This is a genomic window from Helicobacter labetoulli, assembly GCF_003670275.1.
GTDB lineage: Bacteria > Campylobacterota > Campylobacteria > Campylobacterales > Helicobacteraceae > Helicobacter_C > Helicobacter_C labetoulli.
Genome location: NZ_QXJF01000009.1, coordinates 83861 through 98846 on the forward strand (window position 1 = coordinate 83861; position 14986 = coordinate 98846).

The 14986-nt window shown below is 39.4% G+C and carries 15 protein-coding genes; 13 read left to right on the forward strand and 2 right to left on the reverse strand.

Annotated features, from left to right (window positions below; all coding sequences use genetic code 11):
• The 9 genes from EBF12_RS06005 to EBF12_RS06045 all read left to right on the forward strand — a co-directional run bounded on the left by EBF12_RS06005 (position 1) and on the right by EBF12_RS06045 (position 7504).
• Positions 1 to 717, forward strand: a complete 717-nt coding sequence (locus EBF12_RS06005; protein ID WP_121726843.1) for an OmpA/MotB family protein — start codon at positions 1 to 3, stop codon at positions 715 to 717.
• A gap of 62 nt (positions 718 to 779) precedes the next feature.
• The gene (gene rpmH, locus EBF12_RS06010) at positions 780 to 914 is read left to right on the forward strand and encodes a 50S ribosomal protein L34 (RefSeq protein WP_011114959.1); all 135 of its coding nucleotides are present in this window, start codon (positions 780 to 782) and stop codon (positions 912 to 914) included.
• 8 nt (positions 915 to 922) lie between these two features.
• On the forward strand, positions 923 to 1354 hold the full coding sequence (gene rnpA, locus EBF12_RS06015) for a ribonuclease P protein component (RefSeq protein WP_121726844.1): 432 nt from the start codon (positions 923 to 925) through the stop codon (positions 1352 to 1354).
• The gene (gene yidD, locus EBF12_RS06020; protein ID WP_244196407.1) at positions 1355 to 1753 is read left to right on the forward strand and encodes a membrane protein insertion efficiency factor YidD; all 399 of its coding nucleotides are present in this window, start codon (positions 1355 to 1357) and stop codon (positions 1751 to 1753) included. It begins immediately after the preceding gene.
• Positions 1754 to 1766: 13 nt separating this feature from the next.
• Positions 1767 to 3566, forward strand: a complete 1800-nt coding sequence (gene yidC / locus EBF12_RS06025) for a membrane protein insertase YidC (RefSeq protein WP_121726845.1) — start codon at positions 1767 to 1769, stop codon at positions 3564 to 3566.
• Positions 3563 to 4471: a Jag N-terminal domain-containing protein gene (locus EBF12_RS06030; RefSeq protein ID WP_121726846.1), complete on the forward strand. Its 909-nt coding sequence runs from the start codon at positions 3563 to 3565 to the stop codon at positions 4469 to 4471. Before yidC ends, EBF12_RS06030 begins: the two co-directional genes overlap by 4 nt.
• Entirely contained in the window at positions 4434 to 5825 is a 1392-nt protein-coding gene (gene mnmE / locus EBF12_RS06035) for a tRNA uridine-5-carboxymethylaminomethyl(34) synthesis GTPase MnmE (protein WP_121726847.1), read from the forward strand. Before EBF12_RS06030 ends, mnmE begins: the two co-directional genes overlap by 38 nt.
• 31 nt (positions 5826 to 5856) lie before the next feature.
• Positions 5857 to 6702 (forward strand): 1-aminocyclopropane-1-carboxylate deaminase, encoded by an 846-nt coding sequence (locus tag EBF12_RS06040; protein ID WP_244196408.1) that lies wholly within the window; start codon positions 5857 to 5859, stop codon positions 6700 to 6702.
• Between the two features lie 145 nt (positions 6703 to 6847).
• Positions 6848 to 7504, forward strand: coding sequence for an outer membrane protein (locus EBF12_RS06045; RefSeq protein WP_121726849.1), 657 nt, complete (start codon positions 6848 to 6850; stop codon positions 7502 to 7504).
• 258 nt (positions 7505 to 7762) lie between these two features.
• Here the strand turns inward: EBF12_RS06045 and EBF12_RS06050 are convergent, their stop codons facing one another.
• Complete coding sequence (locus tag EBF12_RS06050) at positions 7763 to 10354, reverse strand: ATP-dependent Clp protease ATP-binding subunit (RefSeq protein WP_121726850.1); 2592 nt, start codon at positions 10352 to 10354, stop codon at positions 7763 to 7765.
• 234 nt (positions 10355 to 10588) lie between these two features.
• On the opposite strand from EBF12_RS06050, the gene EBF12_RS06055 reads away from it, so the two are divergent.
• The 4 genes from EBF12_RS06055 (at position 10589) to EBF12_RS06070 (ending at position 14232) form a co-directional block, all read left to right on the forward strand.
• Complete coding sequence (locus EBF12_RS06055) at positions 10589 to 11872, forward strand: outer membrane family protein (protein WP_121726851.1); 1284 nt, start codon at positions 10589 to 10591, stop codon at positions 11870 to 11872.
• Positions 11873 to 11884: 12 nt separating this feature from the next.
• Complete coding sequence (locus EBF12_RS06060; protein ID WP_121726852.1) at positions 11885 to 12712, forward strand: RICIN domain-containing protein; 828 nt, start codon at positions 11885 to 11887, stop codon at positions 12710 to 12712.
• Positions 12713 to 12777: 65 nt separating this feature from the next.
• Positions 12778 to 13584: a cytolethal distending toxin subunit B family protein gene (locus EBF12_RS06065; protein ID WP_121726875.1), complete on the forward strand. Its 807-nt coding sequence runs from the start codon at positions 12778 to 12780 to the stop codon at positions 13582 to 13584.
• A gap of 24 nt (positions 13585 to 13608) precedes the next feature.
• The gene (locus EBF12_RS06070; RefSeq protein ID WP_014666912.1) at positions 13609 to 14232 is read left to right on the forward strand and encodes an RICIN domain-containing protein; all 624 of its coding nucleotides are present in this window, start codon (positions 13609 to 13611) and stop codon (positions 14230 to 14232) included.
• Positions 14233 to 14335: 103 nt separating this feature from the next.
• On the opposite strand, the gene efp is transcribed toward EBF12_RS06070, so the two are convergent.
• Complete coding sequence (efp, locus tag EBF12_RS06075; protein ID WP_121726853.1) at positions 14336 to 14899, reverse strand: elongation factor P; 564 nt, start codon at positions 14897 to 14899, stop codon at positions 14336 to 14338.
• Positions 14900 to 14986: the final 87 nt, after the last annotated feature.

The window sequence follows — 14986 nt, forward strand, 5'->3', positions numbered from 1 at the left end:
ATGAAGCATAATCAGTGGATAAGCATTTCTGATATGATGGCGGGGATTATGATGATATTTTTGCTTATTATGGTCTCTTTTATGCTTATCACGCAAAAAACGCAAGAAGATTTGAAGATTCAAAATCAAAAGCTTTTGGAGCTCAATGAAGCAATGAGCGAGATTGCACAAAATTATTCTAATTTGCAGCAGGAGCTGTATGAGGCGTTGCTTAAAGAGTTTGAAAAAGATTTAAAAAAATGGGACGCACATATTGATGAGGATAATACCATTCGCTTTAATGAACCAGAAGTGCTATTTGATACAGGTGCAAAGCAGGTAAAGAAGCGATTTCAAGATATTTTAGATGATTTTTTTCCACGATATGTGAAGATTCTCTCTTTGCCAAAATTCCAAGATTCTATTGAAGAAATTCGCATAGAGGGGCATACTTCGCAAAGTTGGTTTTCAGCCCAAACGCTAGAAGAGCGATATTTGGGCAATGCTGAACTCTCACAGGCACGGGCATTGGAAGTATTAAAATATTGTTTTAATCTTAAAAAAATAGATTCACAAAAAGAGTGGCTTATTAAGGTGTTTCGTGCAAATGGATTGTCTTTTGCCAAACCCTTAGAGGATGATGACAAATCAAGGCGGGTGGAGTTTCGCGTCATCACAAAGGCAAATAAGGACTTGCTAAGAATCCTTGAGATCAGCAAAGATTTTGAGCCAAAATAACCTTTTTTTAAGTAAAAACTCGGCATAATCGCCGACTTTAATTTTAACTTTAAGGCAAAAGTATGAAAAGAACTTATCAACCACACAATACGCCAAGAAAGAGAACTCACGGCTTTCGTGCAAGAATGAAAACAAAAAATGGAAGACGCGTTATTAACGCAAGGAGAGCAAAAGGTCGCAAAAGACTTTCAGTGTAAGTTTTAAGATGAGGTTAGATTCGCTTAAAAATAAGGCAGAATTTGACTTTATCTACAAAAATGCACAGCGTTTCTTTCACAAAAACTTCGTGCTTTATGCACTTCAAATCTCAAGCATTAAACCTAGTAATTTCCGCACCCAAAAGTTTATAGATTCTCTTCATTCGCATAGTGCAGAGATGTATATTGGTTTAAGTATCTCACGCAAAGTTGGCAAGGCGTGTGTGAGAAACTTGCTAAAGCGGCGACTTCGTGCGATTATGTATGAAAATCGCTCAAAGTTGCAGGACTATATTTTTGTCATTGTGGCAAAAGAGGGGATTGTTTTAGCGGATTTTGCCACACTTCAAAGAGATATATTATTTGCTTGTTCTAAAATCTCTCAAAATTATCAAAAAACGCATAAAGCCCACTCTCCAAATAAGCCAAAGAGAATCTAAGTGTGTGTGCTATATAGGATTTATTCTTGTGTGTTTGTGGAGATTCCACGATGGATTTTGATTTTTTTAGTGAGGGTGTATAAAAGGTTTGTCTCACCTTTGAGCGTTGGGGCTTGTCGCTACTATCCAAGCTGTTCGGAATATACAATGTGGCTTTTAAAGTTTGATAATCCCTTTCTAGCAGGATTCAAATCCCTTGCTAGAATCCTAACCTGCAATCAGCTTTTTCGTGGAGGCATAGCCTACCCACAAGCTACTTTATCTTTTCAAAACATCATCTTTGAGCCAAAAAATGTGAAATATTGGTTTGTTCCTAGCACAAATAAAGCTTTTTTGGGTATAATGGGCGTTTTCAAAAAAACTTACACTATGCGAGTTTATATCATCAAATCACTCTAATAAAGGTAATATAATGTATCGTCCAAATGAACAAGATAGCGGTATGTCGCTTGCGCGTGTGCTTATAGCGGTTGGCTTATCCATTGCTTTTTTTGCTGTGTATGCGTATTTTGTCCCACAAAAGCCAAAAACGCAAACTTCACAAACTCAAAATACGCAAAAACCTACAGAATCTCAAGTGCAAACAGCTCTACAAACCTCCCAACCCACGCTAGAAAATTTGCAAGATTCTAGCTCTACGCAAATGGTAGAAGATTCTGCATTTTCCACCGCCACGCCGCAATCTCTCAAGCAACGCGTTATCGTCCATATAGAATCTGATAACTTTGAGATTGAGATTGACGCGTTGGGGCGGATTAAGCAAGTGTATCTTAAAGATGAGAAATTCACACGCCACGAGCAGCAAAGCCTTTTTGGTATGATAGGCGAGGTTTTAGGCTTTAAATCCAAGCCTAAGCTTGAGCGAGATAAACTCCAGCTTTTTGAAGATTCACAGCTTCATACAATGGAAGTGCGTTTTACTGATACGCAATTAAATAAAAAGGCGTTTGAAACGCCATATACAGCAAATATTTCACATATTAAGCTTAATAATGCCCCCTATGAGCTTACTCTAACACAGAATCTTGGCGATGTGGTGCTAAAAAAGATTCTCACCATTTACCCAAATCTCCACTATGATGTGCGACTTGAGCTAAATAAGCCAAATGTAGAATATTTTGTAAGTAATGGTATGCGACCTACGGCAGACCCCGATACCTACGCCTTTAGGGGTGTTATTACGCGTAATGTTAATGATGGTGTTTTGACAAAGGTAGAGGATAGCGATGCGAGTAAAGACTATCTTGCCAAAATTGCCGTAGATATGCGAGAATCTAGCTTTGTAGCGAGTGTGGATAGATACTATACAAGTTTGTTTTTTACAAAATCACCTAAGGGCTTATATGTCGTAGTCAGTGGCGATAATGCACATAATCCTATGCCTTATGTGCGATTTGAGGGGAATGCGGAGTTTTCTGGCTATATAGGTCCAAAATTTTATAAGCTCTTGCAGGGTATTGATGAGAGCTTGACCGATGCGGTAGAGTATGGACGCATTACCTTTTTTGCCAAACCGCTTTTCTTACTTTTAGAATATTTATATGATTTATGTGGGAATTGGGGCTGGGCGATTGTGCTTTTGACATTGATTGTGCGTGTAGTGCTGTATCCTTTGACATATCGTGGTATGGTATCTATGCAAAAGCTTAAAGATTTAGCTCCAAAGATGAAAGATTTGCAAACGCGTTATAAAGATGACCCACAAAAACTTCAAATACATATGATGGATTTATACAAAAAACACGGAGCAAATCCAATCGGTGGTTGTTTGCCGCTTATATTGCAGATTCCTGTATTTTTTGCCATTTATCGTGTGTTACATAATGCTGTGGAGCTTAAAAGTTCAGCGTGGATTTTATGGATAGATGATTTATCAGCTATTGATCCATATTTTGTGTTGCCGGTGCTTATGGGGCTAAGTATGTATGTATCCCAAAAGCTCACACCATCAAATTTTACAGACCCAATGCAAGAGAAAATCTTTAAAATGCTTCCATTAATTTTTGCCATTTTCTTTATTGTGTTCCCTTTCCCTGCCGGGCTTGTGCTGTATTGGACTGTGAATAATATATTCTCAATTATTCAGCAAATGCTTATCAATAAGGTTATGGAATCTAAAAAAGCTAAGGAAATAGCCCTGCATCACGAGAAGCACGAGCACAACAAAGAGATTCGGCAACAAACACATAAAAAGCAAAAGGGGAGAAAATGAAAAAGATTGTAGAAAAAACATTAGAAGCTGCCCTTATCAAAGCATCAACGGAATTGAATTGTTCTGTTGCAGACTTAGAATATGAGATTATTCAAAATCCAAGCAGTGGTTTTTTGGGTTTGGGCAAAAAGGAAGCAATTATTGTTGTTGAGACAAAAAATAATCGTTTTGAATCTGCTCCTAAATCAAGCTCACCACAGGTATATGCAGCTCAAAAAAGTAGTGCAAATAGCCATACACAAGAAGTAAATCAAGTAGATAAAGATGTAAATCCACCTACAAGCTTTGCAGAATCTGCAAATAAATCAAGTGGCACAAAGCAGGAGCTATTCTCTCAATCTTATAGAGATGAATATGCTTTAGATTCTCAATCAATTTGGGGTGGGGAGCAAAGCTACAAATCGCCAAGATCCGCCGATTCTACACGAGATGATGAAACCCGAGATGATGAAGCGAATATAGCCCAAATCCGCAGTGAGATTGAGACATTATTTTCATTTCTCCCATTTGAGATTCATCATTTTGAAGTAAAAATGTATGATGCAAATACACTTTTTGTGTATATTGATGGGCGTGATTGTGCCTTGCTCATAGGCGAGAGGGGCTATCGTTACAAAGCTCTTTCATACTTGCTCTTTAATTGGATTAATCCAAAGTATGGCTACGCACTTCGCCTTGAGATTGCAGAATTTTTAAAAAATCAAGAAGAAATGATTGATGTGTATTTGAAAGATATTGTGCGACTTGTCAAGCTTAATGGCAGAGCGCAGACAAAAACACTTGATGGAATCTTAGTCTATATTGCTTTGAGTAAGTTGCGGGGTTTATTCCCTGATAAGTATGTCTCTGTGCGACAAAATGAGGCTGATGAAAAATACATCATCATCAACGATTTTAGACGCTAGCACCATTGTTGCCATTGCCACACCTGTAGGGGTTGGGGCAATTAGCATTGTGCGATTGAGTGGGGAGCTTGCCTACAATATCGCCTTAAAACTCACACATAGAACTTCCCTTAAGCCACGCTACGCACATTTATGCCAAATCTATGATGAACATACCGCTATTGATGAAGCCATTGTGCTATTTTTCCCAAAGCCTCATAGCTACACTACACAAGATGTATGTGAAGTGCAGTGCCACGGCGGAATTGTGAGTGCTAGGAGTATTTTGGAGGTTTGCTTAAAACTTGGAGCGAGACTTGCAAATGCTGGGGAATTTACAAAACGCGCTTTTTTAGGCGGACGCTTGGATTTAGCCCAAACTCACGCCATTGCTGGAATCATACAATCTCAAAGCCTTGAGGCAAATAAGATTTTAATGCGGCAGTTAAAAGGAGAGCTAAGCGAGTTTGTGCAAACAAATCGTGAGAAGCTATTGACACTTCTTGCTTTTAGTGAGGTGAATATTGATTATAGTGAGGAAGTGGAGCAAGACTATATTACGCAAATGCAAGATTCTCTAAGGGAGCTAGAATCTTGCTTTAAGGATATTTATGAAGCCTCTATGATGCGTCTTGGTGTGATTGATGGCTATACGCTAAGTATCGTGGGGAAGCCAAATGTAGGCAAAAGCTCATTGCTTAATGCCTTGCTAATGTATGAGCGTGCGATTGTGAGTGATGTGGAGGGGACTACGCGTGATACGATTGAAGAGAGCTTGCAGATAAATGGCTCAATTGTGCGGATTGTAGATACAGCTGGGATACGCCAAAGTGCGGATAAAATAGAGCAGATTGGTATTACAAAGACAAAACAGGCTTTAGATAGGAGCGATGTGATTATTGCACTTTTTGATAGTTCAAGGGCATTTGATGAAAAGGATAAAGAGATTTTGGATTTGCTCTCCACTCATACAGACAAGCATATTTTACTTATTTTGACAAAGAGTGATTTACCATTGGTCTTTGAAAGAGAGCGTTTGAGTGAGTTTCAAGCACAGAATCTTTTGCAAGAAACCCCCCTATATATCAGCACAGAATCTAGCGGGGCAAGGGCAGTTATAGAAGTGCTAAAAAATGTAATAGACACGCATAGTGGTGGAGATTGTCTTATCCTTACTTCGCAGTATCAGCTAGAGAGTTTGAAAAATGTGCTAGATTCTATTACCAAAGCCTATGATGTGCTAAATCTAGGCGAGTTAGAGTTGTTTTCATATCATATACGCGACTGCATTACCGCCCTTTCAAATATCACTCACCCCTATGAAGATTCACAGCTTTTAGATAAACTTTTTGGGACATTCTGCCTAGGCAAATAGGCTAAAATGCAAACTAAATGAAAGCAGAATCTTGAATCTTGACTTTTCACGCTCTTTTGTGGAGCATAGAGAGATTTTTAATCGTGGTTTTTGGATTAAACGCGATGATTGCATTCATCAATATTGCAATGGCAATAAAGCGCGGAAATTTGCAGGGCTTTTAGATTCTACACATAAAGTTTGGATAAGCTACGGGGGCAATCAGTCTAATGCGATGTTTGCTCTTGCCTATCTTGCTTTAATCAAGGGTGTGGCGTTTCACTATGTGATGCCCTCTTTTTATGGAGAGCCTGTTGGGAATCTTAAAATGTCCTTAGGCTTTAATATGACTCCGCATATATTGCCCTTTGGCTCAAGTGTGGCTCAGCTAGAATCTTATGCAAAGTCTTTGTGTTTTGATAATGCCCTTTTTATCCCGCAAGGTGGAAGCGTGGAGTTAGCACAAAAAGGTATGAATGCCTTAGCCAAAGAGCTAAGCCAAAGCATTGGTGGGAGTCCCATTATTTTTTATACAAGCGGAAGTGGGGTTGGCGTGGTGGCGTTACAAAGGGCGTTAGATTCTTATTTTCCTAGAGCGTCTTTGGTGGTGCTTTCTTGTGCTAAGGCGGATTTAGAGCAGCAATTTTTAGCTTATGCTCTTACACCCCCGCTTATTTTGCACTCTCCATTTGCCTTTGCTAAGCCAAAAAGGGAGATTTGGCAAATGAGAGAGTATCTTAAAAGTAGAGGGCTAGTGTGTGATCTTATTTATGATAGCGTTGGCTTTTACATTATACACAGGCATTTGGCAATGTTTGAAAATAGGGAGCTTGTGTTTATCCACTCTGGCGGACTACTTGGCAATATCTCACAAGAGCTTCGTTATAAAATACACTAAATCTTATAAAATCTTACATTTTGTTACATCAATTTTACTTTTTCTTATCATTTGCCTTGTTTTAAGGCAAATGGGGGGGGGGGGTGCTACAATCACTCCGCTATGTTTTTAAAAACAAGCAAAAATTACAACAAGGAGAATAACAATGAAAAGATTGTTAGTGAGTTCTATTGCAGCTATGGCTCTTACAAGTAGCGTAGTTGTAGCAGAAGAAAGCGGAGTATTTGTAGGTTTGGGCCTAGGCTTTGGTGGAAGCAGTGTTAAAACTGAAGAGTCAAACGGCGGTGCATCAACAAAAGACACAGCTAATGGCAGTGGCTTAAACTATGGCTTAGTAGCTGGTTATAAGCAATTCTTTACTGATAGCTTTGGACTTCGCTATTATGCAAATATTGACTACAATAGCTCTAAAATCAAAGTGGATACTGGAAAAGTAGCATTAAATGCCATTAACTATGGTGTGAATGTAGATGCACTTTATAACTTTGTAAGCTCTGATGGTATGGACTTTGGTGCATTCTTAGGTCTTGGACTTGGTGCTAATACTTGGAGTGGAAAAGCAGTAGATGGATTTAAAGAGCAAATTAAAGCTTCTGGTAAAAAGGTTTCAACAACAGGCTTTGATTTAGCTCTTAATGCTGGTTTGCGTGGTGTATTTGCCAAACAACACGGCGTTGAAATTTTTGCAAGAGTGCCTTTTATTGCAACGACAATGTTTGATATCAAAGATGGCACAGTGAGCGTAAAAGCTAGTGCATCTCGCAACTACAATGCAGGTGTTCGCTATACATTTAGCTTCTAAGATTTTTAGAATCTATAAAGCCAATTCTAGCTTTTTTTTAAAATATAAAAAGCTAGAGCATTTTTTTCATCAAAACTTCTAAAATTTCCTTTTTACAGAATCTCACAGGACTTGTGCTAAGCAAATATATAGGGCTTGGGATTCTGTAATGTATTACCAGTTTTTATCTCTTTGGCATATTTATTTTATATTATTTGCATATCAAATATAAATAGACATTGTCATACTAAAATCTTTAAAGATTCTAGTATTGTAGCCTTACTTGCTTTCTGTTTGTCTCTCCACTTGCGCGTGGATAGAATCTCCATCTAGTGTGAAAAGCACACTTCCTCCTTCGCTCACTTCATCACGCAGGATTAAATCAGCGAGTTTATCCTCCACCTGCTCATATAACGCCCTTTTTAGCGGACGCGCTCCATACACGCTATCAAAGCCAACTTTTGCAATATGCTCCTTAGCTTCTTTAGTTAGAGTAATATCTATGCCTTTTTCCTTAGCCTTTTTAGCAAGAGATTGAAACATAATATCCACAATTTGCGTGATTTGCTCCATTTCTAGAGGATTAAAAATAACAACATCATCAAGGCGATTTAAAAATTCAGGTTTAAAATACATTTTCAACGCTTCTTTGACAGCATTTTGCTTCTGTTCTTTATCTTGTATCTCTAGAATCTTATCGCTTGCGATATTGCTTGTCAAAATAATAATAGTATTGCTAAAATCAACAATCACCCCTTTATTATCGGTCAATCGCCCATCATCAAGCACTTGCAGTAAGATATTAAACACATCAGGGTGAGCTTTCTCTACTTCATCAAATAGCACAATACTATAAGGTTTAGCTCTTATGGCTTCAGTTAGCACTCCACCTTCTTCATAGCCGACATATCCCGGAGGCGCACCTACGAGTCGGCTTACAGCGTGTTTTTCCATATATTCACTCATATCAATTCTAACAAGTGATTTGGCATTGTCAAATAAAAATTCTGCCAAAGTCTTGGCACATTGTGTTTTACCAACTCCCGTTGGTCCCAAAAATAAAAAACTTCCAATAGGACGCGTAGTATCGCTTAGCCCAGCTTTATTGCGTTTAATCGCCCTAGCAATAGCTTTAATTGCAGATTCTTGCCCCACCACGCTTTTTTTAAGCTCAGATTCTATATCTAAAATCCGCTCTTTTTGACTTTGGAGCATTTTTTTGATAGGTATGCCACTCCAGCGGCTCACCACACTCGCGATACTTTCCTGCGTTACGGCATTTTTAAGCAAAGTGCCATTTTTTTGCATTTGTTCCCATTGTTCTTGCAGTTCGGTTTCTTTGCTTAGGGTTTGTGGAATCTTGCCATAGTCAATTTCAGCTGCTTTGCTATAATCTCCACTTCTTTTAGCATTTTCAGATTCTCGTCTTAGGCTATCAAGACTAGCTTTGATATTTGCAATTTGTGTGAAGACATTTTTTTCCTGCTCAAAGCGACCATTGAGTGAGATTCTCTCCTCTTTGAGATTTTCTAGCTCTTTGTCAATCTCTATAATTCTTGCTTTGTTTGAATCTATGTTTTCCATATTGAGCGCTTGTTTTTCCACCTCCAAATTAGCAATTTGCTTTTTGACTTTACTAAGCTCCAATGGCTCGGATTCTATTTGCATTTTAAGTTCAGCAGCTGCCTCATCAATCAAATCAATGGCTTTATCAGGCAAAAATCTATCCGTGATATATCGTGCGGAAAGCTTTGCTGCGGCAATAAGGGCTGAATCTGTAATATTGACATTATGGTGAGATTCAAGGTTTGGCTTAATCCCACGCAGAATCTGCAATGCCTCATTGATACTTGGCTCATTTACGCTGATTGGCTGGAATCGGCGTGTGAGTGCGGCATCTTTTTCAAAATATTTGCGATACTCTTTGAGTGTGGTTGCACCAATTGTGTGCAACTCTCCGCGTGCAAGGGCGGGTTTTAGGATATTTGCCGCGTCCATACTGCCCTCACTTGCTCCAGCTCCTACGATTGTGTGAATCTCATCAATAAACAAAATCACATTGCCTGCTTTTTTGACTTCATTAACGACATTTTTCAATCGCTCCTCAAACTCCCCTCTATACTTTGCCCCAGCGATTAATGCACTCATATCAAGGGCGATGAGCCTTTTATTTTGCAAACTCAAAGGCACGGATTTTGCGATAATTCTTTGAGCCAAGCCCTCTACAACAGCGGTTTTCCCAACGCCGGGTTCGCCTAGTAGAATAGGATTATTTTTACTTTTGCGTATGAGAATTTGCATCATTGCATTAATCTCATCATCGCGTCCAATCACAGGATCAAGCGTATTTTCTAATGCCTTTTGTGTAAGATCAATACCAAATTTGCTTAAAGATTCTAGATTGTCATCGCCACTTTGAGATTCTATTTTGCTCTCCCCTCTTAGTGCAAGGAGCGTCTTTTTAAGCTCGGTAATATCCATAAATGGTTGAAAAATATTTACAAAATCTCGCTCTTTAAGGTTGGCGATTAAAAACATATCCACCGCAATGAAGCTATCATTATTTTTTGTCGCCTCACCTTGAGCAAGATTGAGTGCGTTTGAAAGCTCCTTGCTAATACTTAGGTTTTCCTTTGAGACTTGAGAGCTTTTTGGCAAGTTATTGACTTGACTTTGGGCTTGTAGCGTAATGGCAGATTTATCAACATTCATTTTGTTTAATGCTTGATTAAGCACACTTTGATGATTGCTCAGCAACGCCCAATACAAATGCGATGGAGCAATTTCTTGATTTTGTGAATGAAGCGCAAGTGAAGCTGCACTATCAATAGATTCTTTGAGTTGGTTAGTTAGTTTATCAAATAAATTCATAGCAAACTCCTTTATGTTTTATATGAACTGCATTATATAAGTTTAGTCATTTAATGTCAAGTTTATTTATAAAATAAGTGATAAGTTTTTCTATATTTCATAGAATCTTTGCTAGATTGCTAAAAATTTAAGATTCTATTTGAATTTAGTGAGAATCTTTTGTATTTTTAAAAATATTTTTTATATAATGCGACGCAAATTTTACTTTTTTTTAACATAAGGAGGACAAATAAATTGAAAAGGTTTCTCATTGGCACTTGCTGTTTTGTTGGGCTAAGTGCCTTTGGTGTGGAATACAAGCTTGGAGGGAGTGCGGAGACTTTTGGTAAATTTGGCTTTAATAATGGAGCATATAATCAAGCCGCACAGAAAAATCCCACAGATAGCTATGCATCTTTATTTGGGGCGATGGAGCTTGATGTCAAAGCACAAAATGGGCTAAGTGCGGCTTTGGGCGGTGCGATTAATGCTTTGGTGTATGATAGCACTTTTTCGCAAGGTGGAGAATCTTTAGGAAATGGCTATATTGGCGCGTGGTTTGGCTACAAAGGCGATAAGGCAATGGAAGCTAAGCAGTATATTTTACATAATGCGTTTGTTGGCTATGAGGGGGAGTATTTTGGCTTTAAGGCTGGGCGATATGAGAGTAGTGGGCTGGACTGGTTTGGTGCGTGGAATCAAGGCGGTGAGCTGTATATCAAAAATGACTTATTCAAGCTTTGGGGTTTTTACTCCGATAGCAGGGCTATGGCGTATAGCAATTGGTTTTGGGACTATACGCGTTTTAGTGTAGCTGGTAAGGGTGTGTATGCTGGTGGGTTGGATCTTGGCTCGGATTCTGTAAAACTTTCGCTCTATGCTTATGGTTCGCAAGATCGCTTTGTAGCACCGGGTGTGAAGTTTGCGTGGAATGAGGCTCTGGGAGAACAGCTCTCAAATGAGTTTGTGGCTATTGGGCTATTCCCTATAAATGAAGAGAATCCCAAAGGAATGAGCGGTGGAGCTGCGTTAGCGGGTGTAGATACGCTCTTTGGCGATAAGCTTGAGAAATACACACAAACGCTTTTTATTAGGGAGCAGGTAAATTTTTACAAGCATTTTGCGGGGATAATGCTCTATAAAAATTGGGGCAATGCAAATGCGTGGATAGGCTCATATGGCGATCCATTTAATGGGTTTGATATTTGGATAGGAAGTGCATATGATAAAGGCGCGTCTTTAAGCGATATGATAGGACGCAACGCAATGACAAGCATTGGCTATGTTGGTGGAGATTATGGCGATTTTGCTTGGCAGATTCTAGGGCGGCACACACAAAGCCCAAGGAGTAATGAAGATAGCCTTGCATTGACTTTGAATCAAAGGCTTTATAAGGAGCTAAGTATGCGTGTAAAGATTGAGTATTTTAATGATATGACAAAGGCGGGATATTCTGTCGATGGTAAGGCAAGTCCGCTTGCGCGTAATCAAAGAAATGATAGAAGTCATATAATGACTTGGCTGATACAGAGATTTTAAAAAAGGTTTCAAATGAAAAAGATAAAAAGTTTAGCCCTTTTGGTTTGTGGGGCGTTGATATTTAGTGCGTGTGGCACAAAGATGAGTGATGTAAATCCAACTGCTGGTGTGATAGGGCATCCTACAGATTCTGATCCGTTGAAAATAGGCTCAAAGCCCAAGCCACCAGCAAAGCAAAGCACACCTACACTTGTTGTTGGACCCATAGTTGTGCCTGAAGATCAAAATAAACGCTTTAATACAAGAGTGAGAACACAAATCACCGAAGAGATGGTGGGGAAAAGCTCACGCAATGCCGTGTTGCCTATCAAGCACCCACCACTAGTTGGGAGTAGTGGAGTAAATGCACCGCCTATTCCACCGCAAAATGGAGATTGGATAGTATTGATGTCGCCCGGTGGTGCGGCTTTGACCGTGTGGGCTTTGGCACAGGGGAATTGGATATGGGGCTATACACTTATTGATAGTATAAGCTTTGGTGGTGCACGCGTGTGGCGACTTAGATTCTTTGATAATGATGAAGTGATGATTGAAAATAACGAGACACGAACTTGTCTCAATGGCTATAAAAATGGGCTTATCCATATGGCGTGTAATACAAAAAATCGCTACCAAAGATTCAAACTCATTCCTATGTCTAATGAATCTTTTCAGCTTAAAAATGTAGGCTTGAATCAATGTGTGCAAGCACCCATAGGCAATATTTTCGGCGATTTCCATAGGGTAACAAGTATCTTTTTAACCAAATGTGCGACAGGAAGCAATTTAGATCAGCAGTGGTATGTTGCCCCACCGACTTTTTTAGTGCGTCCTTTGTATAGGCGGGATATTGATAAATGAAAATAATGGCAGTAAAAATAATGGAGGTAGCAAAAATGGGCGTAAAAACAATAACAATAGAAAAAATGATAAAAGCAATATGTGCTTGGCTTTGTGTTGTTGGTGTAGCATTTGGTGCGATTGATGATTTTAAGACTGCTTCTTGGAATCTTCAAGGCTCTTCGGCAACATCTGAAAGCAAATGGAGTGTGAGTGTGCGGCAGCTCATAAGTGGAGAAAATGCAGCTGATATACTTGCCCTGCAAGAGGCGGGGTCTTTGCCACAAACGGCAACGCCCACTCAAAGGACTTTTCAAACGCCACAGGGTATTCCTATTGCTGAATATACTTGGGATTTAGGCTCTCGCTCTCGTCCGGATATGGTGTATATTTATTATTCTCCGGTTGATGTTGGAGCAAATCGCGTGAATCTTGCTATTGTTTCTAGGCGAATGGCGGATGATGTGATTGTTCTGCCACCACCCACAACGGTTTCTCGTCCCATTATTGGAATCCGCATAGGTAATGATGTGTTTTTCTCAATCCACGCTTTGGCTAATGGCGGAAGAGATGCACCTGCGATTGTAAATTCCGTATTTAATCATTTTAGGGGACGATCAGATATTAATTGGATGATTTTGGGGGATTTTAATCGTAGCCCTGCAAGCTTGCGGCTTGAGCTTAATTTGGAGACGCGAGTAAGGACGGCGATAGTTGCTCCAAATATAGCCACACAAAGAAGCGGAGGCATACTTGATTATGCAGTGATAGGGAACTCTGGAAGCGGCTTTAGAGAACCGCTTATTGCAGCTGTTTTGATGTTGGCAAATTTCCGCACACAGCTCGTGTCGGATCATTTTCCTGTGAATTTTAGAAGATTCCCACCAAATTAAAAAATATACAAAAAAGGATATGTGATGAAAAAGCTATGTTATGTTGTATTGATGCTTGGCGTGATGAGTGTAGGGAGTATGGAGAGTGTCGCTGAAGAGGGTGTGTCTGGTTTTAGCTTTAATAGTGGCGGAAGAAGAGATGATTTTGAGAATGTTACACGGCGTTTTCAAATACGCAATGTGCGAAATGGCATTGCATTAAATATTGATAGGAAGGGCGATTTTAATACGCAAAATTGGTTTTTGCGTGATTTTGGGCTTAATCCTAAGTTTATTAAAGGTAAAGATCCTTTGGCTAAAAGTTGGGGCTTTGGCTATGTGCAGTTTGTTGATCCGCGTAATCAGGATAGATGTCTATCTATTGGTGAGGATGGTTTTTTGCATTACAAGTCTTGCAGGGGTGATATACAATCAAAGGCATTTGAGAGTATATTTTCGATCATTCCCACAAGCAGTGGGGCGGTGCAGATACGCTCTCTAGTGCTAGAAGCCAATGAATGTTTGAGTGCGTTTGAAAATCCAAATGTGCCTATTGAGCGGCGTTTTGGCATACAGCCTTGTTCGCTTGATTTTGATTTTTTGATTGATACAAGTGAGCTATTTTTCTTTACACCCGCACTTGTGGAGGCTCGTCCTTTGGCGAGATGAAGTGCTTATTGTGTGAAGCAATAGCTCAAAATCCAGGCTTGAGAATTAAAAAATGTGAAGTGTATTTAAGAGATTGTTTTAGGAATATCAAATTTGCAGGGACTTATTTAACTTTTTCTAAATACTCACCTGTTTCGGTATTGACCTTAATTTTTTCGCCCTCCAACACATGGAAAGGCACATGCACAACAGCCCCCGTTTCGAGTGTGGCTGGTTTTTTACCTCCGCTACTTGTATCGCCTTTGAAGTTTGGTGCGGTTTCTGTGATTGTTAGCTCCACAACAAGTGGCACATCAACGGAAATCGCCTTATCATTATGGAATAGAATCTGCACATTTAGCCCATCAAGCATCCATTTTGCCACTTCACCTACTTGATCTTCATTCAGTGCGATTTGCTCATAGGTAGTTGTGTCCATAAACTGAAAAGAGCTGCCATCGTGGTAGAGAAACTGCATTGTCTTTTCTTGTAAATTCGGCTCTTCGCATTTATCACCCGCGTGGAAGGTCTTTTCAATCACTTTGCCATCAAGAAATGACTTAATTTTAGCACGGACAAACGCCGCACCCTTACCCGGTTTTACGTGTTGATACTCTGTGATTCTGTATGGAATCCCATCAATTTCAATTTTTAGTCCTTTTTTGAGTTCGCTCATTCCAATTGCCATTGTTTAAATCCTTTCAAGTAGTGTAAAAAGTCGCGTATTATAGCATTTGTGTGTGGTATTTGCAATTAAGATTTGGCGTTTAGGGGG